Origin of the sequence: Rhodococcus sp. NPDC019647 (assembly GCF_044389235.1) — a bacterium.
Lineage (GTDB): Bacteria > Actinomycetota > Actinomycetes > Mycobacteriales > Mycobacteriaceae > Rhodococcus_F > Rhodococcus_F oxybenzonivorans.
Genome location: NZ_JBIRXS010000001.1, coordinates 736,751 through 756,292 on the forward strand (window position 1 = coordinate 736,751; position 19,542 = coordinate 756,292).

Below are 19,542 nucleotides of genomic sequence, written 5' to 3' on the forward strand. Positions count from 1 at the left end.
ATCAGCTCTTCTGCCCTGCTGTACGGAGCTGCTCCGCCGTGGCCTCGAGCAGCTCGTTCCACGACACCTCGAACTTGTCGACACCCTCGTTCTCGAGGACGAGGAAGACGTCGGTCAAGTCGACGCCGACGGCGGCGATCTTGTCGAAGACCTCCTGCGACTGGGCTCCGGTGCCGGACACCGTGTCACCGGTGATGTCACCGTGGTCGGCGACGGCGTCGAGCGTCTTCTCGGGCATGGTGTTCACCGTGTTCGGTGCCACCAGCTCGGTGACGTACAGGGTGTCGGAGTAGTCGGGGTTCTTGACACCCGTCGACGCCCACAGCGGACGCTGGGGCCGCGCGCCGTCGCCCAGGAGTCCCTGGAACCGCGGCTGGACCTCGAACACCTGCTGGTAGGCCGCGTACGCCAGTCGTGCGTTGGCGAGCGCCGCCTTGCCGCGGAGTTCGAGTGCCTCCGGCGTACCGATCGCCTCGAGTCGCTTGTCGATCTCGGTGTCGACGCGGGAGACGAAGAACGACGCGACCGAGTGGATGCGGGAAAGGTCGTGTCCTGCTGCCTTGGCCGCCTCGAGCCCGTCGAGGTAGGCGCCCATGACGAGTTCGTACCGCTCGACCGAGAAGATCAGGGTGACGTTGACGCTGATACCTTCGCCGATGACCTTCGCGATGGCGGGGATCCCGGCCTCGGTGGCCGGGATCTTGATGAACACGTTGGGCCGGTCGACGATCTTCCACAGCTCCACCGCTTGCGCGACGGTCTTGTCGGCGTCGTGTGCCAGCCGCGGATCCACCTCGATGGAGACCCGGCCGTCGACTCCGTGGCTCGCTTCGTACTGCGGGGCGAGGATGTCGCAGGCGGCGCGCACGTCGTCGGTGGTGACCGTGCGGATGGTGGCTTCGACGTCGGCGCCGCGCTCGGCCAGCTCGTTCACCTGCGCGTCGTAGACGTGGCCCTTGCTCAGCGCGGCCTGGAAGATGGACGGGTTGGTGGTGACGCCGACGACACTCTTGGTGGCGACGAGTTCGGCCAGGTTGCCGGACTCGATGCGGTCACGCGAGAGGTCGTCCAGCCACACGGAGACCCCGGCCTCGGAGAGCTTCTGAAGATTCGGATTCTGAGTCATGACGTTTTTTTATCCCTTCACTCGGGAGAGCGAGCGCTGTGCGGCCGCGGTGACGGCTTCGTCGGTGAAACCGAACTCGCGGAACAAGGTCTTGTAGTCGGCAGAGGCGCCGAAGTGCTCGATCGAGACGATTTCACCATCCGAGCCGACGAAGCGGTACCACGGCATCGCGATGCCGGCCTCGACTGCGACGCGGGCCTTGACGGTCGGAGGCAGCACACCGTCCCGGTAGGCCTCGTCCTGGGCGTCGAACCACTCGACGCACGGCATCGACACCACCCGCGTGGGAATGCCCTCGGCCTCGAGGGTCTCGCGGGCGGCCACGGCGATCTGGAGTTCGGAACCGGTGCCGATCAGGATGACCTCGGGAACACCGGAGGAGGCATCGGCGAGGACGTAGCCACCACGGGACACTCCCTCGTAGCTGGTTCCTTCGAGGACGGGCAGATCCTGGCGAGTCAAGGCCAGGCCGGAGGGCGCGCGGGTCGCCTCGTCGGCACCCTTCTCGAGGACGGCCCGCCAGGCGTGGGCGGTTTCGTTGGCATCACCGGGGCGCACCACATTCAGGCCCGGGATTGCGCGCAGCGCGGCGAGGTGCTCGATCGGCTGGTGGGTCGGGCCGTCTTCGCCGAGGCCGATGGAGTCGTGGGTCCAGACGTAGGTGACCGGGGTCTTCATGATCGCCGCAAGCCGCACGGCGGGACGCATGTAGTCGCTGAACACCAGGAAGGTGCCGCCATAGGGGCGGGTGGGCCCGTGCAGGGCGATGCCGTTGAGAATCGACCCCATGGCGTGCTCGCGGACACCGAAGTGCAGGGTCCGGCCGTAGGGGTCGGCGTTCCACATCGACGTGGAGATGGAGGCGGGGCCGAACGAGTCGGAGCCCTTGATGGTGGTGTTGTTGCTTTCGGCGAGGTCGGCGGAACCGCCCCAGAGTTCCGGGAGCACCGGTCCGACAGCGTTCAGGACCGCTGCGGACGCCTTGCGGGTGGCGACACCCTTGGGGTCCGGCTCCCAGGTCGGAAGTACGTCGGCCCAGCCGGCGGGCAGGTCGCGACCGGTGAGGCGGTCGAGGAGCTTCTTGCCCTCGGGGGCGCGCACAGCCCACTCGTCGAAGCCGGCCTGCCATTCCTTGTGCGCCTGGGCGCCGCGCTCGACGACCTTGCGGGTGTGCGCGATGACCTCGTCGGTGACCTCGAACGTCTTGTCGGGGTCGAAGCCGAGTGCCGTCTTCACTGCGGCAACCTCGTCGGCGCCGAGCGCCGCACCGTGGGCGGCACCCGTGTTCATCTTGGTGGGCGCCGGGTAGCCGATGATGGTGCGCAGCAGGATCAGTGACGGGCGGTCGAGGACGTCGCGAGCCTTCTGGAGCGCTTCCTCGATCGCGACGACGTTCTCGCCGCCCTCGACGACCTGGACGTGCCAGCCGTACGCCTCGTAGCGGGCGGCGGTGTCCTCGGACAAGGCGATCGCGGTGTCGTCCTCGATGGAGATCTTGTTGTCGTCGTAGATCAGGGTGAGGTTGCCCAGCTGCTGAACGCCGGCGATCGACGACGCCTCGGAGGTCACACCTTCTTCGATGTCACCGTCGGAGGCGATGACGTAGATGTGGTGATCGAACGGGCTCTCACCGGGTGCGGGCTCCGGGTCGAACAGGCCACGTTCGCGGCGAGCCGCCATCGCCATGCCGACGGCAGAGGCCAGACCCTGACCGAGTGGACCGGTGGTGATCTCCACGCCGCGGGTGTGACCGTGCTCGGGGTGTCCCGGGGTCTTCGAGCCCCACGTGCGCAGCTGCTTCAGGTCGTCGAGTTCGAGGCCGTAGCCGGCGAGGTAGAGCTGGATGTAGAGCGTCAGGCTCGAATGCCCACAGGAGAGGACGAAACGATCGCGGCCGATCCAGTCGGCGTCGGTGGGGTCGTGGCGCATGACGCGCTGGAAGAGCGTGTAAGCGAGGGGTGCGAGGCTCATGGCCGTGCCTGGGTGGCCGTTACCCACCTTCTGCACCGCGTCCGCGGCGAGTACGCGGATGGTGTCGACGGCCTTGGTGTCCAGTTCGGTCCAGTCTGCTGGGTGAACCGGTTGCGTGAGGACGTGGATGTCGTCTGTGATCGACACGGGCAGAAGTCTCCTGACATGGGTGAACGTGGAGCCTGAGGATGCGTGAGCCTCTTGTGCCACCCCAGCCTAGTGTGCAGTCCTATCCGGGTCGATTCGGTTCGTGCATTGGGGCGGTCTACCATCGGTTGTAGTAGACCCCGGCTGTCCTTGGGCGGCGTGCGGGCAGACACCGGCTATCAGATGTGGAATTACGCGTGGTGCGAGGAGAGAACGTGCGGACAGGGCATCAGCCGAGCGGACACGGCTTCGGTAGCCCCAGCGCCGCCCCCCGCGTGACCAACACTCGCACGGTGATCGGCCGCGCCACGGGCAAGGTTCTGGCCTATATCGCGCTCACCAAACCGCGGGTCATCGAGCTCCTCCTCGTGGCCACCATTCCCGCGATCCTCCTCGCGGACCGCGGCAACGTCGACATCCTGCTCATCCTGAGCACACTGTTCGGCGGCTGGATGGGCGCGGCGAGCGCGAATGCACTCAACTGCGTCGTCGACGCCGACATCGACAAGGTCATGAAACGCACGGCCCGCCGCCCGCTGGCGCGCGAAGCTGTGCCTACGTCGCACGCCTTCGTGTTCGGCATGACCCTCGGTGTCGCGTCGTTCCTGTGGTTGTGGTGGCGGGCCAATCTCCTCTCCGGGTGCCTGGTCGTTCTCACCATCGCGTTCTACGTGCTGATCTACACGATGGTGCTCAAGCGTCGGACCTGGCAGAACGTCGTGTGGGGCGGCGCGGCCGGCTGCATGCCCGTCATGGTCGGCTGGTCGGCCGTCACCGGCTCGCTCGACTGGGAACCACTCGTCCTGTTCCTCGTCATCTTCTTCTGGACGCCGCCGCACACCTGGGCGCTCGCGATGCGCTACAAGGAGGATTACAAGGCGGCGGGCGTGCCCATGCTCCCGGTCATCGCGACCGAGGAGCACGTCACCAAACAAATCCTGCTGTACAGCTGGGCAATGGTCGTTACGTCCCTTGCGCTGGTACCCGCAGCGGGGGTCGTCTACGCGGCCGTCACCCTCGTCGCCGGCGCCTGGTTCCTTCTGATGGCGCACCAGCTGTATCGCAGCGTGCGAGGCGGAGCGGCCGTGAAGCCGCTCCGGCTCTTCCTGCAGTCCAACAACTACCTGGCCGTCGTCTTCGTCGGTCTGGCTGTCGACTCCGTTCTCGGGCTGCCGACCGTCAGCAGCTTGTTCACCTGATCCGTCCCGGTCACGGCCGAAGCACGATCGACCCCGTCGTCGCCCGTCCCTCCAGATCGCAGTGTGCATCTGCCGCTCGCTCGAGCGGGTATTCGGCGCCGACGCGCACTGTCAGCGCGCCGTCCGCCACACCCGCGAAGACGTCGCCCGCTCGCCACACCAATTCCGCGCGGTCGCGGATGTGGTGTGCCAGTGTCGGGCGGGTCAGGAACAGCGAGCCTGCCGGATTGAGCCGTTGCGGGTCGAACGGCGGCACCGGACCGCTCGCGGCGCCGAACAGTGCGAGCGTGCCCCGGATGTGAACCGAAGCCAGGCTCGCCTCGAATGTCGAGGCGCCGACGCCGTCGTAGGCGGCCGCGACGCCCTCACCGCCGGTCAGCTCCCGCACCCGGGCGGCGATGTCCTCGTCGTATCGCAGTACTTCCTGTGCCCCCGCGCTCCGGGAAAGCTCTTCCTTCGTATCCGAGGACACCGTCGTGATGACGCGCGCCCCGAGACGGGTCGCGAGCTGGGTCAGCAGCAGGCCGACACCACCCGCTCCGGCATGCACCAGCACGGTGTCCCCTTCGCGGATGGGGTAAGTGGAGTACGCGAGGTAGTGCGCCGTCATGCCCTGCAACAACGCGGACGCGGCCTGCGATGCCGGCACGACGTCGGGGACGGCGATCGCTGCTGCGGCCGGCACCCGCACCTTCTCGGCGTAACTGCCGGGAGCGGTGCACCAGGCCACCCTGTCTCCGGTCTCGAAGTCCGTCACCTCGGTGCCCACCGACTCCACCACACCGGAGCCTTCGTCACCGGGAATGTAGGGAAGCGTGCGCGGGTAGAGGCCGGACCGGAAGTAGGTGTCGATGTAGTTGATGCCGATCGCCTCGGTGCGAACGAGGAGATCCGTGGGCCCGATCCGGGGTTCGGGGACGTCGGCCGGTTCGAGGACGTCGGGACCACCGAGACGTGAAACCTGTATTGCGCGCATGGTTTCTGTTCTACACGTGCGACCCGCCCGGAACCTGACGGGCAGGTGGCGGCTACCGCCCAGTATTCTCAGGGCATGAGTACCGATACCCACGCCGAAGAGGCGTCAGCCGGCGCGGCGCCTTCACTGCCGTCCCACACGGTCGATGCAATCAAGAAGTTCGTCAGCGAGCACGGTGGATCCGCCAGCGCCGTGATCCAGCCGGTCGGTCTCGCCAGTGTCCGGATCACGCTCGTCGGAGCCGACGGCATCCTCGGCGATCAGTTGGTGAACGATCTGGCAACCGCCAACGCAGTGGTCGCCGCTGTCGACAACGTGACGATCGGCGAATGGGACCGGTCCCTCACCAGCATCGTGACTCCCCGGAAGGGGCACTTCCAGAAGATGGCCGGCTGGGTCGCGCGGCAGACACGATTCCCCAAGGCGCGTAACGAGCGTTAGACCCTTGCAGTCGCGGGCTGCGGAACGTGCTCCCGGGTGCGTCCCGCAGCCCACACCGCGGCCGTGGCTGCGGTGCACAGCCCAGCCCCGGCCACATGGAAGGCGACGAGGGCGGCGGGAACGTCTGTGAAGAACTGCACGACTCCGATCAGTGCCTGCGCCACCACGAGGGCGAGCAGGACCTGTAGTCGGACCTTCACCGTGCGGTCGGCCCCCACGGCATAGAGGCCGAAGCACAGGCCGACCAGCAGGGCCAGGTAGCCGACCAGCAACTGCGAGTGCAGGTGTACGAGGGTGACGATCTCGACCTCGAGGCGGGGAACGACGCGATCCAGGCTCTTGTCGCCAGCGTGCGGGCCGGCCCCGGTGACGAGGGTTCCGGCGACCAGCACTCCGGCCAGCGCGACACCGGACAGTGCCGTGAGCCACCTCAGCGGCGCGGGAATCACGGCGATGACGTGGCCTTCGTCGGGTTCGGAGATTTTGGCATACATCACGGTGGCCACCCAGACCATCGCCATGGAGGCGAGGAGATGCACTGCGACCGTCCACCAGAGCAGGCCGGTCAAGACGGTCACGCCGCCGATGACGGCTTGCACCACCGTGCCGAGCGGCATGAGCCAGGCGTACACAAGCACTTCCTTGCGGCGGCGTGCGCGAGTCACTGCCAGGACGATCAGTGCGGCGGCGACCACGACGACGAAGGTGAGCATCCGGTTGCCGAATTCGACGGCCTGATGGAGCACCGCGACCTCACCGTGCCCGACCGGGACGAAACTTCCCGGAAAGCACTGCGGCCAGGTGGGGCAACCGAGGCCTGAGGCCGTCACCCGTACTACGGCGCCGGTGACGGCGATTCCACCCTGCGTGAGGATCACCGCGAAGGCGATGACACGCTGCACGGCGAGCGATGGAAGTGGGAGTCGGTCGACCAGGCTCAGAAACCCGCGAGATAGCACGATGTCGATGGTAGAGGGCGATCAACTACACGCTGTCGTTGGGCTGGGGGTCGAGAACTCGATTCGTCCCGCGCCCGCTTTCGCGCGGCATCTCCGGTGACGGCCAACTACTCCGCGCGTATCCGCAGTATGCCGGTCACGGTGCCCTGCCAGAAGTCGCCGGTGTCGGTGACGAGACCGGACATCTGGAGGGTGTCGTTGACGGCTGTGCCCGGCAGTGGACTGGTGTGCTCGAGCGACCCGTCGGCGGGATCGATCACGGCGAAGGAAAAGCCGTCCAGCGGTGTGGTGACCGCAGGGCCTTCACGGATCACCGTGTACAGGTGACCGTCGCCGGTCGAGAGGCGGGGGACCGCAGCGCTGCGGACGTCGTTGCTCCATACCTCGTGACAACCGATGGGATCGATGTCGATCCGGGCCATACCCCCGGTGAAGGGTGCACTCGCGGGTTCGGCCGGACCGACACCGTCGGGAACCACCGGATACGGGTAACCGTAGGTTCCGGCCACGTACACCGAGTTGCCGACACCGACAGGAGAGTTCTCGCTTCCGCCGGGATCCGCCAGCACAGGCAGGGTGCACACCTCGTCGCCGGACTCGGTGTGGAACACGCGCAGCTGCGCGCGGGGCTGGGCGCTGTCCACGATCGCGACGAAATCGCTGCCGGTGGACGGCCCGAAGTAGGTGGGAGTGGAACCGGTACCCCAGCTGAGCTGACCCGGGTTGCGGGAGCCGCCTCGGTCGTAGTCGCGCCGCCAGTCGAGGTGAAGGTCACCGTCCCGGAAGGACCATTGGTACAGCGCGTGTGTGCTGGCCACGGCGATACCGGCGGGTGAGCTGGAAATGCTGTTCTGTACCTCCTCGCCGGCGGGAAGGGCGCGAGCATGGGCGATGCCTGCGCGGTCCACCGCACCGACCACTCCACCTCCGGTGGCGAACCACACGTTGCCGTTCCAGTCGGGCGTCAGGCCGGTCACGTTGTCACCCGGGGGGACGCTGCCGGACAGGTCGACCCGGGAATCAACGGTCAGCCGCCAGGCGCCGCCGGCGTCCCTCGAGTGGCCGAGTCGTAGGAGTTGTCGGTTACCGTCGACCACGACCAGGCGATTGTCGTTGTCGAGATACGCGTAGACGCCGCCGAGGAGACTGCCTTTCGCGAGTTCGAATCGAGCGAGCGAGCGACCGAACGGTGCAGCCGGGGCCGCCGGGTCGATGAGGTGAACTGTGGGAACCTGCCCGGCCACTGCGGTGCAGAGTGCGACGACGAGCCGATCGGACCCCTGGAGCAAGGTCGGGCAGGCCGATACCAGTGGATACGCGGAGAGCGAATGCCGACCGGCGCCGGGGCCTGGAAGCGGGGTGACGTCGGTGGAACCGGCGTCACCGTGCATGGTCGAGGTGCCTGCTGGGCCCAGATACGGATTCGGTGGGGCCGGCGGCCCCCAGTGAGGTGCGGAACCGGCGGGCGGAGCGACACAGGCCAGCAGCGCACCCAGCACCACGAGAACTGTGGCAACGGAACGGGCCCGACCGGAGATTCGGCGCGCGAACATCCTCATGTGAACCGAAACGTCCTCGCCGCGAGAACCCCGGCGGCGACGCCCCATACCAGGAGAACGATGACGCTGACTCCGTCGATCGCTCCCCTGAGCGCGGCGTCCAACGCCAGGGCCAGAGCGCCGGACGGGATCAGCCTGGCGCCTGTGTGAAGGAACACGGAGAGCTCACCGGTGACGAAGACGACGCTTCCCACGCCGACCATGATGAACCACAGAATATTCGCCAACGCCAGAACGATCTCGGCCCGCAGCGTTCCGCCCAGGAGTAGCCCCATGGCGGCGAAGGTCACCGTCCCCAGCGCGATGACCACCGCCCCGAGTGCCAGACCCCACACGCTCGGCCGCCATCCGAGGGCGGCGCCGATCGCACCCAGCAGAACCGACTGCAGTGCCACGACGAGGACGACCGCGGCGCTTTTTCCCGCGATGATTCCCCAGGTCGGAAGGGGAGTGGCGCCCAACCGCTTGAGGGCGCCGTAGCGGCGGTCGAAGCCGACGGCGATTGCCTGGCCTGTGAAGGCGGTGGACATGACGGCCACCATCATCACAGCCGGGACCACCTTGTCGACCCGGGTCGCTCCGAGGTCACCGATAGGAAGTAGACACAGACCGACCAGCAGGGTGATCGGAATGAACATCGTCAGCAGAAGCTGTTCGCCGTTGCGCAGCAGAAGTTTCAGTTCGAGAGCGGTTTGTGCTCGAAGCATGACTGCGGCCGCGCTGGGACGCGGATCGGGGGAAAAAGTGCCCGGCGCGAATCGGTTGTCCGTCAGACGGTCGCTGGCGTTCATGGTCATCCCCTCAGTTCCCGGCCGGTCAGTTCGAGGAACACGTCTTCGAGACTGCGCTGGTCGACCCGGATGTCATGGATCAATGCGCCGAGATCAGCGCACCAGGAGGCGACCGCGGCCACCACCGCCGGATCGATCGGACCCTCCACAAGGTAGGTCCCGGGTGTGGACTCGAAGACACGGAACGTGTCCGGAAGTGTGAGCCGGGCGAGATCGAGGCCGGCCGGCGCGGTAAGGCGGAGCTGACCCTCGGCGCCGCGGCTCGTCACCTCGCTGGGCGTGCCGGCCGCCACGACCGACCCGTGGTCGATGATGACGAGTTGATCCGCGAGTTCTTCGGCTTCGTCCATGACGTGCGTCGTCAACAGCACACCGACTCCATCGCGGCGCAGGGCGTCGATGAGTTCCCACACCATCAGCCTCGCCTGGGCGTCGAGCCCGGCGGTCGGTTCGTCGAGGAATACCAGTTCGGGGCGACCGACCAGGGCACACGCCAACGACAACCGTTGCTGCTGCCCACCCGACAACCGGCGGTACGGGGTACGACGGGAATCCTCGAGACCCAGGCTGCGCAACAGCCAGTCGGGGTCGAGCGGATCCGCGGAGTAAGCGGCGACGAGGTCGAGCATCTCCCCGGCCCGCGACCCCGGGTAGGCGCCGCCACCTTGCAGCATCACGCCGATCCGTGCGCGAACCTGCCCCGCGTCGGCGATCGGGTCGAGGCCGAGTACCTGGACGCGTCCACTGTCAGGCCGGACGAAGCCCTCACACATCTCGACCGTAGTGGTCTTGCCTGCCCCGTTCGGACCCAGCAACGCAACGACCTGCGCCTGTTCGACGAGCAGATCGAGGTTGTTCACTGCCCGCACGCCGTCGAAGGTCTTCACCACGCCTTCCAGGCGTACAGCGGGTTGCGCCGATCCGGGCGTTCGCGAGGTCACGGGGAATCAGCGTAAGCCTTGGCCTGGTGTGACCCGGCCGGTGCCCCGGCTTTCGACGTCCGCGCCTGCGGCGGGCTGTCGGAGTGTGTCGGTGACGGCGCGGACAGGTTCCGGCCCGACACGCCAGGGCAGCCGGTTGCGCGTGATGACGATCAAAGTTCCCGCCGTGAACACGGTCGCGATGGCCGCCTGGACGATGACGAACGGCTGGTATTCGCCGCCGTTGGGCATCAGGATGACGCTGACCACCGAGGAGAACGCAATGGCAGGCACCCGGAAGGCCGGTGCCGTCGCCCACGCCGCGAGCGGGAGGACTGCCCACAGGAGATACCAGGGCTGGACCACCGGGAACAGCAGTACCACCGCCCCGAGCGACACACCGAGTGCGCCGACCGGGTGAATGCGCCCCATGAGGACGGCCACCAGCATGCGGAGCGTGATGAACGCGGCCACTACCGACGCGATCGGCCGAGTGAGACTCAACACCGCGGTCGTGTGGTCGCCGAGGCCGAGGAGGACCCCGGCGAGTCCGGTGCCCAGGCCGAGAAGGGTGGGGATCGACATCCAGCTGCGAACCGCATTCGCCGTCCCGAGCGTGTGGACCCACCCGATCCCGAGCCCGCTGGATGTGCTGATGGCGAGTGTGACGACGAGTGCGACGCCGCCGAGCAGGGCTGCCGCGGTGAGTACCGCTCGCAGGTTCGCACCCCAGCGCCGCGCCAACGCCATCCCGACGAAGCCCAGTGCCAGCAGGGACGGGATCTTGATCGTCGACGACAGGGCGATGAGCGCTGCTCCCGACAGCAGCAGTAGTAGCGATCGGCCACGAATCGGTCCGGCGTGTTCGATGGACCGCAGCGCGAGTTCGATGCCGGCGAGCATCAATCCGAGCATCAAGGCCTCGTTGTGGATGCCGGCGACGAGGTGGAACAGCAGGAGTGGATTGGCCGCGCCCAGCCACAACGCGCTCACCTCGGCGACGCCGCAGCGCCGCGCCAGCCGCGGCAGTGCCCACACGATCATCGCTACGCCGGCCAGTGCGAGCAGCCGGTGCAGGAAGATGCCGGCGACGATGTTGTCATCGGTCAGAGCACTGATTCCCCGGCCCATCCAGAGGAACAGGGGACCGTAAGGAGCGGGGGTGTCGCGCCAGATGGTGGGAACGGTCCGGGTGAGGACGTGGTCGACACCGAGTGCGCCCGCCGGACCGATGGCATACGGATCGAGCCCCCGTGACGCAATCTCACTCTGCGCGAGGTAGGAGTAGACGTCCTTGCTGAACATCGGTGGCGCCACGGACAGTGGAATCACCCACAAGAGCAGGGTGCGATCGAGTTGCGAGCGGTTCAACCGCCGGACCGGACCCGACTGCAGGTTGCCGATCGCGAATCGCCCCAGCAGCAGCCACGCGAGGACGATCATCACGGTTCCGGTCATGGTCAGTGTCAGTGCGACACTCGGGATTCTCGCCGGAAGGCCGATGAATCGCAGCCCTTGCACAGGGTTCTGCAACACCGGTTGGGCGCCGGCGCCGAGCGCACCCACCGCCATCAACACGGCCCCGGTGGCGCCGAATCTGCGGATTCCGCGCAGCTGCGCGGTCTCCTGCGCGTTGAGTCCGGCGGTTTCCACCTCGTCACCGTGGAGAACGGCCGCGACGGACGGACGCGGCGACCGGCCGTCGATTCCCAGTGCCCGGCGTCCGAATGCGGTGGAGTGTCGGAGAGCCACGCGAGCCGCGCGGATCGGCTGGACGCGGGACGAGTCCGGGTTCTCGGGGATCTGCGGCACACAGGAAGCGTAGCGGTGGTTCGAACACAGTTCGTCCGGCCAGTATTCCCGCCGGGAACGGGTACATAATCACAGGTGTAAGGCAGGGCACCCTTAGTAGACCTGCGATCGGAATTCCGTCACACTGGTGTTGTGAAAACGGATGCGACCACCCGAGTGAGCAAGGAAAGCGCTGTTCAGGCGCGTTCCTCTGCGTTGCCGGCCGGCACTGCATCTCCCGTCGCCGCCGGCCACGAAGGTCACACCAGGGCGGCCGTGGTGAAACTCTTGCTCGAGGATGGGCCCATCACGGCGTCGGAGATCGGCACTCGGCTCGGTCTCAGCGCCGCGGGTGTACGTCGCCACCTCGACGCGCTGCTGGAGTCGGGCGAGGCCCGGGAAGCGTCCGCAGGTGCGGCGCGCCATCGTGGTCGCGGACGCCCCGCCAAATACTTCCAGATCACCGCCAAGGGTCGCGGGCGGCTCGGCCACGCCTATGACGATCTTGCCGGTGCAGCGATGCGTCAACTGCGCGAAGTTGGTGGAGACGCTGCGATCACCGACTTCGCCCGGCGCCGCGTCCAGGCAATCGTCGGTGAGGTCGAGCCCGCCTCCGCTCAGACCCCCGAGGATCTCGAACAGACCGCGGATGCCATTGCGGATGCGTTCACGAGCGCCGGATTCGCGGCGTCCACGCGCCCGGTCGGAAACGGTGTCCAGATCTGCCAGCACCACTGCCCGGTCTCGCATGTCGCCGAGGAGTTCCCCGAATTGTGCGACGCCGAGCAGGAAGCGTTCGCGCAATTACTGGGCACGCACGTTCAGCGGCTCGCCACCATCGCGAACGGTGATTGCGCCTGCACCACGCACGTTCCACTCGTACCGCCGGCGGGGCCGAAATAGTGCCGCCGATACACCCCATAGCCACCGACCCCCGGCGACCAGCCCTCGCCGGTCACGTAACAAGACTCCGGAAGGAGCTCGCATGACCGTCACATCAGACCAGGTGACATCCGCTGCGTCGGCAAACGCCGAACCGCTCACGCAGGAAGAGACCATCGCCTCGCTCGGGCATTACGGGTACGGCTGGTCCGATTCGGACGCGGCAGGTGCCAGCGCCAAGCGCGGTCTGTCCGAGGACGTCGTGCGCGACATCTCCGCGAAGAAGAGCGAGCCCGACTGGATGCTGGACGTCCGCCTGCGCGCGCTGAAGACCTTCGACAAGAAGCCGATGCCGAACTGGGGTTCCAACCTCGAGGGCATCCACTTCGACAACATCAAGTACTTCGTGCGCTCGAGCGAGAAGCAGGCCGAGAGCTGGGAAGATCTGCCTGAGGACATCAAGAACACGTACGACAAGCTGGGCATCCCCGAGGCCGAGAAGCAGCGCCTCGTGGCAGGTGTCGCAGCACAGTACGAGTCCGAGGTTGTGTACCACTCGATCCGTGAAGACCTCGAGTCGCAGGGTGTCATCTTCATCGACACCGACACCGGATTGAAGCAGCACCCCGAGCTTTTCCGTGAGTACTTCGGCACGGTCATTCCCGCCGGTGACAACAAGTTCTCCGCCCTGAACACGGCCGTCTGGTCGGGTGGATCGTTCATCTATGTGCCGCCGGGCGTGCACGTGGACATCCCGCTTCAGGCGTATTTCCGTATCAACACGGAGAACATGGGCCAGTTCGAGCGAACACTGATCATCGTCGACGAAGGTGCGTCGGTGCACTATGTCGAGGGTTGCACTGCGCCGATCTACAAGTCGGATTCTCTGCACTCCGCCGTGGTCGAGATCATCGTGAAGAAGGGCGGCCACTGCCGCTACACGACCATTCAGAACTGGTCGAACAATGTCTACAACTTGGTGACCAAGCGCACCAAGGTCGAGGCCGGCGGATCCATGGAATGGGTCGACGGCAACATCGGCTCCAAGGTCACGATGAAGTACCCGGCCGTGTGGATGATGGGCGAGCACGCTCGTGGCGAGGTTCTCTCCGTGGCATTCGCGGGAGAGGGACAGCACCAGGACACCGGTGCGAAGATGCTCCACCTCGCGCCGCACACGTCGTCCACCATCATCAGCAAATCGGTGGCTCGCGGCGGTGGACGTGCGTCCTACCGCGGACTCGTTCAGGTCAACAAGGGAGCGTACGGGTCCAAGTCGACCGTCAAGTGTGACGCGCTGCTGGTCGATCAGATCAGCCGTAGCGACACCTACCCCTACGTCGACATCCGCGAGGACGACGTGACGATGGGCCACGAGGCGACCGTCTCCAAGGTGAGTGACGACCAACTGTTCTACCTCATGAGCCGCGGGCTGACCGAGGACGAGGCCATGGCCACCGTGGTGCGCGGCTTCGTCGAGCCGATCGCCAAGGAGCTCCCGATGGAGTACGCCCTGGAACTGAACCGCCTGATCGAACTGCAGATGGAAGGGGCGGTGGGTTAGTGACCACGCCAGAAACCGGTGTTGAGAAGCTTGGCGTCGAAGGCGCTGTCGCGGGAGAGAATCCGCGGATAGAGCGAACCGCGACCGGCTCGCCGATCGTCAACAAGGGTGAGGTTTTCACCTCCTTCGACGTCAAAGCCTTCGAAGTTCCGGGGGGTCGCGACGAGGTCTGGCGATTCACTCCGCTGCGTCGCCTGCGCGGGTTGCACGACGGAACGGCCGTAGCGAACGGTGCCGTCACCGTTGATGTCGCGGGTCCGGACACGGTGCAGGTCGAGACCGTCGGCCGAGACGATTCCCGGCTCGGCAAGGCAGGCGTGCCCGCCGACCGTGTGGCCGCGCAGGCGTACTCGGGATTCGAGTCGGCCACCGTCGTGACCGTCGGCCGTGAGGTCGAGGTTCCCGAGACGATCAACATCACGGTCACGGGTCCCGGTGAAGGCAACGTGGCGTTCGGCCACCTGCAGATCCGGCTCGAGGCGTTCGCCAAGGCCACTGTCGTGCTCGACCAACGGGGCAGCGGAACCTTCGCGGAGAATGTGGAGTTCATTCTCGGCGACAGCGCCCGCCTCACCGTTGTCGCCGTGCAGGACTGGGCCGACGACGCCGTCCACGTGGCAGCGCACCACGCGCGCCTCGGGCGCGATGCGGTGCTGCGGCACAACGCGGTCAGCCTCGGTGGAGACCTGGTGCGACTGTCCGCAACCGTCAAGTACGACGGTCCCGGTGGCGACGCCGAACTGCTCGGCCTGTACTTCGCCGATGCCGGACAGCACTTCGAGCAGCGCCTGCTGGTGGATCATTCACAGCCCCACTGCAAGTCGAATGTGGTGTACAAGGGTGCGCTGCAGGGCGACCCGAACTCGGGCAAGCACGACGCGCACACCGTGTGGATCGGCGACGTGCTGATCCGAGCAGCTGCCGAGGGTACGGACACGTTCGAGCTGAACCGCAACCTCGTCCTCACCGACGGAGCGCGAGCCGACTCGGTCCCGAACCTCGAGATCGAGACCGGCGAGATCGTCGGTGCCGGGCACGCGAGTGCCACCGGTCGATTCGACGACGAGCAGCTGTTCTACCTCCGCGCGCGGGGTATCCCGGAAGACCAGGCGAGGCGACTCGTCGTGCGTGGGTTCTTCCACGAAATCATCAACAAGATCGCCGTCGCCGAGATCCGCGAGCGTCTCGAAGCCGCCGTCGAGGCCGAACTCGCCGCTGTCGGCGTCTGACGCGGCTCGACCACTACTGCCCATTTCTTCGAAGGATTCCCATGTCTACCCCTGACGCTTCCCCCGAAATCTCCGTCCTGGAAATCAAGGACCTCCACGTCGACGTTGCGAACACCGACGAGAACGCGGAACCCATCAACATCCTCAAGGGCGTCAACCTGACGGTGCGCTCCGGCGAGACCCACGCGATCATGGGGCCCAACGGCTCCGGCAAGTCGACGCTGTCCTACGCCATCGCCGGGCACCCCAAGTACCAGGTGACCTCCGGGTCGATCACCCTCAACGGTGAGAACGTCCTCGAGATGACCGTCGACGAGCGTGCCCGCGCCGGCCTGTTCCTCGCCATGCAGTACCCGGTCGAGGTTCCCGGTGTGTCGATGTCCAACTTCCTTCGCACCGCGGCCACCGCCGTGCGCGGCGAGGCGCCGAAGCTGCGCCACTGGGTGAAGGAAGTCAAGGAGGCTCTCACCGAGCTCGACATCGACCCGTCCTTCGGGGAGCGCAGCGTCAACGAAGGGTTCTCGGGTGGCGAGAAGAAGCGCCACGAGATTCTGCAGCTCGGTCTCCTGAAGCCGAAGATCGCGATTCTCGACGAGACCGACTCCGGCCTCGACGTGGACGCTCTGCGTGTCGTCTCCGAGGGAGTCAACCGCTACAAGGAGCGCGACCACGGCGGAATCCTGCTCATCACGCACTACACCCGCATCCTGCGGTACATCAAGCCCGAGTACGTGCACGTGTTCGTCGGCGGACGTGTCGTCGAGTCGGGCGGGCCGGAACTGGCCGACGAGCTCGAGGCCAACGGCTACGAGCGCTTCACCCAGGCTGCCGCAACGCAAGGAGCATAAACGCAGATGACCACCTCGGTGAGCGTGTTCGACGTCACCAGAATCCGGGAGGATTTCCCGATCCTGGCTCGAACGGTGCGCGACGGAAAACCGCTGGTGTACCTCGATTCGGGCGCGACATCGCAGCGCCCGACTCAGGTGCTCGACGCCGAGAGGGAGTTTCTGACGACATGTAACGCGGCGGTGCACCGCGGCGCGCACCAACTCGCGGAGGAGGCCACCGATGCCTACGAGAACGCGCGTGCGGCCATCGCGGCTTTCGTCGGTGCAGACAGCGACGAATTGGTGTTCACCAAGAACGCGACGGAGTCGCTGAACCTCGTCACGCACGTGCTCGGTGACGACCGTTTCGATCGGCACGTCGGACCAGGCGACGAAATCGTGATCACCGAACTCGAACACCACGCGAACCTGGTGCCGTGGCAGGAACTTGCCCGGCGCACGGGCGCCACGCTGCGCTGGTACGGAGTCACCGACGACGGCCGGATCGATCTGGACTCCCTCGAGTTGACTGACGCAGTCAAGGTCATCGCGTTCACGCACCAGTCGAATGTCACGGGAGCAGTCGCGCCGGTCGAGGAGCTGGTCCGGCGTGCCCGCGCCGTCGGCGCTCTCGTCGTGCTGGACGCATGCCAGTCTGTGCCGCACATGGCTGTCGACTTTCATGGGCTCGGTGTCGACTACGCGGCGTTCTCCGGTCACAAGATGCTCGGGCCTTCCGGGGTGGGCGTTCTCTACGGCAGGCGCGAGTTGCTCAACGCGATGCCGCCGTTCATCACCGGCGGATCGATGATCGAGACCGTCACCATGGAGCGCACGACATACGCGCCACCGCCGCAGCGGTTCGAGGCTGGCGTGCCCATGACGTCGCAGGTAGTCGGTCTCGGCGCAGCGGTGCGCTACCTCGAGGACATCGGGATGGACGCCGTCGCGGCGCACGAGCACACGCTCGTCGAAGCCACGCTCGAGGCTCTCGGAGCCATCGACGGAGTACGGATCATCGGTCCGACCTCGCCAGCGGACCGGGGTGGCGCCGTCTCATTCGTGGTCGACGGGATCCACGCACACGACCTCGGTCAGATTCTCGACGACGAGGGCGTGGCCATCCGCGTCGGACACCATTGCGCGTGGCCACTGCACCGGAGGTTCGGAGTCGCGGCCACCGCCCGTGCGTCGTTCGCCTTGTACAACACACTCGACGAGGTCGCGGCGCTGGCTACTGCGATCCGTCGAGCGCAGGACTTCTTCGGGGAGGCGCCCGCGTGAGAATGGAACAGATGTACCAGGAAGTGATCCTGGACCATTACAAGCATCCACACGGTCGCGGCCTGCGGGAGCCGTTCGGTGCGGAGGTGCACCACGTAAACCCCACGTGCGGCGACGAAGTGACCCTGCGGGTGCACGTGACCGACGACGGCACGGTCGCCGACGTGTCCTACGACGGCCAGGGTTGTTCCATCAGCCAGGCATCCACCTCCGTTCTCACCGATCAGGTCGTGGGAATGCCGGTGGACCGGGCGTTGCAGACGGTCGCGGCGTTCAGCGAGATGGTCGGCAGTCGCGGTACCGTCGAGGGAGACGAGGACGTCCTCGGTGACGGCATCGCCTTCGTCGGCGTCTCGAAGTACCCGGCCCGCGTCAAATGCGCGCTGCTGGGATGGATGGCATTCAAGGACGCCGTTGTTCAGATTGTGGCCGACCAGGGTTCGGTCGCGACAGAAGACGGCGAACCAGCTCGAATCGGAGGACAGGCATCATGAGCGAGACGCAGACCCCGGAAACGGATGTCGCTGCCGGAACGGAGCAGCCGACTGCCGACCAGGCCGAGAAAACCTCCACCGCAGGGGTGGTTCCCGCACCTGAGCGGCTCGAGGAACTCGAGGAGGCGATGCGCGACGTCGTCGATCCGGAGCTCGGCATCAACGTCGTCGATCTGGGACTCGTCTACGGCATCACCGAAGACGAGGACGTGGTCATTCTCGACATGACCCTCACCTCGGCGGCGTGCCCGCTGACCGACGTCATCGAGGATCAGGCGCGTGGCGCACTCGTGCGCAGCGGCTTGTGCAACGACTTGCGGATCAACTGGGTGTGGCTGCCGCCGTGGGGTCCGGACAAGATCACGGAGGACGGGCGCGAGCAACTACGCGCTCTCGGCTTCACCGTCTGACGGTACCGCCACACACATGCAGGGCCCGGCGAGAAGATCTCGCCGGGCCCTGCATGTGTGTGCCCGTTCAAGCGCGCTTGCGTTCCGAGGCAGTGGACTTCGACGCGGTCTTCTTGGCGGCGGTCTTCGCAGGGGCTTTCTTGGCAGGCTTCTTCTTCGCGGGAGCCGCTTTCTTGCCGGCGGCGTCGACACTGCGTTGTAGCGCTGCTACCAGGTCGACCACCTCGGCGTCTTCACCGGCCTTCTCGGTTTCCGCGACGGGAATGACTTTCTTGCCACCCGAGCTGATCATCTCGTCCAGCAGTTCCCGTAGCTGAACCTGGTAGTCGTCGGTGAACTCGGTGGGATCGAAATCCTCGGCCATGCTGTCGACCAGCGTTTCCGCCATCGCCAGTTCTTTCGCCTTCGGCTTGTCGACGTTGTCGAGCGACGGAAAGGACGCTTCACGTACTTCGTCGGGCCACAGCAGCGTCTGAATGACCAGGACGCCGTCCCGGGAGCGCATCGCCGCCAGACGAGTGCGTTGACGCAGCGTGAAGTGCACGAGCGCCGTACGGTCGCTTTCGGAGAGCGCGGTCGCCAGCAGCACGTACGCCTTCGGTGAGCTGGAATCCGGTTCGAGATAGTAGCTCTTCTCGAACAGAATGGGATCTATCTGGTCGGTGGGCACGAATTGCAAAACCGGAATTTCGTGTTTCTCGGCGGCAGGAAGCTTCCCGAAATCGTCGTCCGTGAGGACTACTCGGACACCGTCGTCGGAATCGTAGGCCTTGTCGATATCGGCGTACTGAACGACATTGCCGCATTCAGTGCACACCCGGTTGTATTTGATCCGCCCGCCGTCCTTGGCATGGACCTGGTGAAACTTGATGTCGTGATCCTCGGTTGCCGAATACACCTTGACCGGCACGTTGACGAGACCGAACGCTATCGAGCCCTTCCATATCGACCGCATGCGTTCCATAATGG

The 19,542-nt window shown here is 66.2% G+C and carries 18 protein-coding genes; 9 read left to right on the top strand and 9 right to left on the bottom strand.

Annotated features, from left to right (window positions below; all coding sequences use genetic code 11):
- Position 1: 1 nt before the first annotated feature.
- Together tal and tkt are read right to left on the bottom strand one after the other, a co-directional pair.
- Complete coding sequence (gene tal / locus ACH49N_RS03555) at positions 2–1,126, bottom strand: transaldolase (protein ID WP_358273973.1); 1,125 nt, start codon at positions 1,124–1,126, stop codon at positions 2–4.
- Between the two features lie 9 nt (positions 1,127–1,135).
- Entirely contained in the window at positions 1,136–3,244 is a 2,109-nt protein-coding gene (gene tkt / locus ACH49N_RS03560) for a transketolase (protein ID WP_213571984.1), read from the bottom strand.
- Positions 3,245–3,459: 215 nt separating this feature from the next.
- On the opposite strand from tkt, the gene ACH49N_RS03565 reads away from it, so the two are divergent.
- Positions 3,460–4,443 (top strand): heme o synthase, encoded by a 984-nt coding sequence (locus tag ACH49N_RS03565; protein WP_159922641.1) that lies wholly within the window; start codon positions 3,460–3,462, stop codon positions 4,441–4,443.
- A gap of 10 nt (positions 4,444–4,453) precedes the next feature.
- Here ACH49N_RS03565 and ACH49N_RS03570 read toward each other — a convergent pair whose 3' ends face one another.
- Positions 4,454–5,419: a quinone oxidoreductase gene (locus tag ACH49N_RS03570; RefSeq protein WP_358273975.1), complete on the bottom strand. Its 966-nt coding sequence runs from the start codon at positions 5,417–5,419 to the stop codon at positions 4,454–4,456.
- A gap of 75 nt (positions 5,420–5,494) precedes the next feature.
- On the opposite strand from ACH49N_RS03570, the gene ACH49N_RS03575 reads away from it, so the two are divergent.
- Positions 5,495–5,860, top strand: coding sequence for a hypothetical protein (locus ACH49N_RS03575; protein WP_109330218.1), 366 nt, complete (start codon positions 5,495–5,497; stop codon positions 5,858–5,860).
- Here the strand turns inward: ACH49N_RS03575 and ACH49N_RS03580 are convergent.
- The 5 genes from ACH49N_RS03580 to mptB form a co-directional block, all read right to left on the bottom strand.
- A complete protein-coding gene (locus ACH49N_RS03580) occupies positions 5,857–6,819 on the bottom strand; it encodes a heme A synthase (protein ID WP_358273976.1) in 963 nt (320 codons plus the stop codon). The two genes, ACH49N_RS03575 and ACH49N_RS03580, sit on opposite strands and share 4 nt — an antisense overlap.
- A 107-nt stretch (positions 6,820–6,926) precedes the next feature.
- The gene (locus ACH49N_RS03585; RefSeq protein WP_358274159.1) at positions 6,927–8,372 is read right to left on the bottom strand and encodes a hypothetical protein; all 1,446 of its coding nucleotides are present in this window, start codon (positions 8,370–8,372) and stop codon (positions 6,927–6,929) included.
- Positions 8,373–8,374: 2 nt separating this feature from the next.
- Complete coding sequence (locus tag ACH49N_RS03590) at positions 8,375–9,175, bottom strand: ABC transporter permease (RefSeq protein ID WP_201453386.1); 801 nt, start codon at positions 9,173–9,175, stop codon at positions 8,375–8,377.
- On the bottom strand, positions 9,172–10,110 hold the full coding sequence (locus ACH49N_RS03595; RefSeq protein WP_250773350.1) for an ABC transporter ATP-binding protein: 939 nt from the start codon (positions 10,108–10,110) through the stop codon (positions 9,172–9,174). The genes ACH49N_RS03590 and ACH49N_RS03595 overlap by 4 nt, the downstream gene beginning before the upstream one ends.
- 6 nt (positions 10,111–10,116) lie before the next feature.
- Positions 10,117–11,796 (bottom strand): polyprenol phosphomannose-dependent alpha 1,6 mannosyltransferase MptB, encoded by a 1,680-nt coding sequence (gene mptB, locus ACH49N_RS03600; RefSeq protein WP_397504411.1) that lies wholly within the window; start codon positions 11,794–11,796, stop codon positions 10,117–10,119.
- A gap of 237 nt (positions 11,797–12,033) precedes the next feature.
- On the opposite strand from mptB, the gene ACH49N_RS03605 reads away from it, so the two are divergent.
- The 7 genes from ACH49N_RS03605 to ACH49N_RS03635 all read left to right on the top strand — a co-directional run bounded on the left by ACH49N_RS03605 (position 12,034) and on the right by ACH49N_RS03635 (position 18,573).
- The gene (locus tag ACH49N_RS03605; protein WP_308202173.1) at positions 12,034–12,783 is read left to right on the top strand and encodes a transcriptional regulator; all 750 of its coding nucleotides are present in this window, start codon (positions 12,034–12,036) and stop codon (positions 12,781–12,783) included.
- A gap of 82 nt (positions 12,784–12,865) precedes the next feature.
- Positions 12,866–14,326, top strand: coding sequence for a Fe-S cluster assembly protein SufB (gene sufB, locus ACH49N_RS03610; protein ID WP_358273979.1), 1,461 nt, complete (start codon positions 12,866–12,868; stop codon positions 14,324–14,326).
- A complete protein-coding gene (gene sufD / locus ACH49N_RS03615; protein ID WP_358273981.1) occupies positions 14,326–15,555 on the top strand; it encodes a Fe-S cluster assembly protein SufD in 1,230 nt (409 codons plus the stop codon). The genes sufB and sufD overlap by 1 nt, the downstream gene beginning before the upstream one ends.
- A gap of 41 nt (positions 15,556–15,596) precedes the next feature.
- A complete protein-coding gene (gene sufC, locus ACH49N_RS03620; RefSeq protein ID WP_159922627.1) occupies positions 15,597–16,403 on the top strand; it encodes a Fe-S cluster assembly ATPase SufC in 807 nt (268 codons plus the stop codon).
- A gap of 6 nt (positions 16,404–16,409) precedes the next feature.
- A complete protein-coding gene (locus ACH49N_RS03625; RefSeq protein WP_250773348.1) occupies positions 16,410–17,669 on the top strand; it encodes a cysteine desulfurase in 1,260 nt (419 codons plus the stop codon).
- Entirely contained in the window at positions 17,666–18,163 is a 498-nt protein-coding gene (sufU, locus tag ACH49N_RS03630) for a Fe-S cluster assembly sulfur transfer protein SufU (RefSeq protein WP_317764122.1), read from the top strand. The genes ACH49N_RS03625 and sufU overlap by 4 nt, the downstream gene beginning before the upstream one ends.
- The gene (locus ACH49N_RS03635) at positions 18,160–18,573 is read left to right on the top strand and encodes a metal-sulfur cluster assembly factor (RefSeq protein ID WP_159922621.1); all 414 of its coding nucleotides are present in this window, start codon (positions 18,160–18,162) and stop codon (positions 18,571–18,573) included. The genes sufU and ACH49N_RS03635 overlap by 4 nt, the downstream gene beginning before the upstream one ends.
- Before the next feature lie 67 nt (positions 18,574–18,640).
- On the opposite strand, the gene ACH49N_RS03640 is transcribed toward ACH49N_RS03635, so the two are convergent.
- A complete protein-coding gene (locus ACH49N_RS03640) occupies positions 18,641–19,537 on the bottom strand; it encodes a Ku protein (protein ID WP_159922619.1) in 897 nt (298 codons plus the stop codon).
- Positions 19,538–19,542: the final 5 nt, after the last annotated feature.

Coding starts and splice junctions, on each gene's coding strand:
- tal (WP_358273973.1), bottom strand. CDS start 1,126: ATGACTCAGAATCCGAATCTTCAGAAGCTCTCCGAGGCCGGGGTCTCC.
- ACH49N_RS03570 (WP_358273975.1), bottom strand. CDS start 5,419: ATGCGCGCAATACAGGTTTCACGTCTCGGTGGTCCCGACGTCCTCGAA.
- ACH49N_RS03575 (WP_109330218.1), top strand. CDS start 5,495: ATGAGTACCGATACCCACGCCGAAGAGGCGTCAGCCGGCGCGGCGCCT.
- ACH49N_RS03585 (WP_358274159.1), bottom strand. CDS start 8,372: ATGTTCGCGCGCCGAATCTCCGGTCGGGCCCGTTCCGTTGCCACAGTT.
- ACH49N_RS03590 (WP_201453386.1), bottom strand. CDS start 9,175: ATGACCATGAACGCCAGCGACCGTCTGACGGACAACCGATTCGCGCCG.
- sufB (WP_358273979.1), top strand. CDS start 12,866: ATGACCGTCACATCAGACCAGGTGACATCCGCTGCGTCGGCAAACGCC.
- sufC (WP_159922627.1), top strand. CDS start 15,597: ATGTCTACCCCTGACGCTTCCCCCGAAATCTCCGTCCTGGAAATCAAG.
- ACH49N_RS03625 (WP_250773348.1), top strand. CDS start 16,410: ATGACCACCTCGGTGAGCGTGTTCGACGTCACCAGAATCCGGGAGGAT.
- ACH49N_RS03635 (WP_159922621.1), top strand. CDS start 18,160: ATGAGCGAGACGCAGACCCCGGAAACGGATGTCGCTGCCGGAACGGAG.
- ACH49N_RS03640 (WP_159922619.1), bottom strand. CDS start 19,537: ATGGAACGCATGCGGTCGATATGGAAGGGCTCGATAGCGTTCGGTCTC.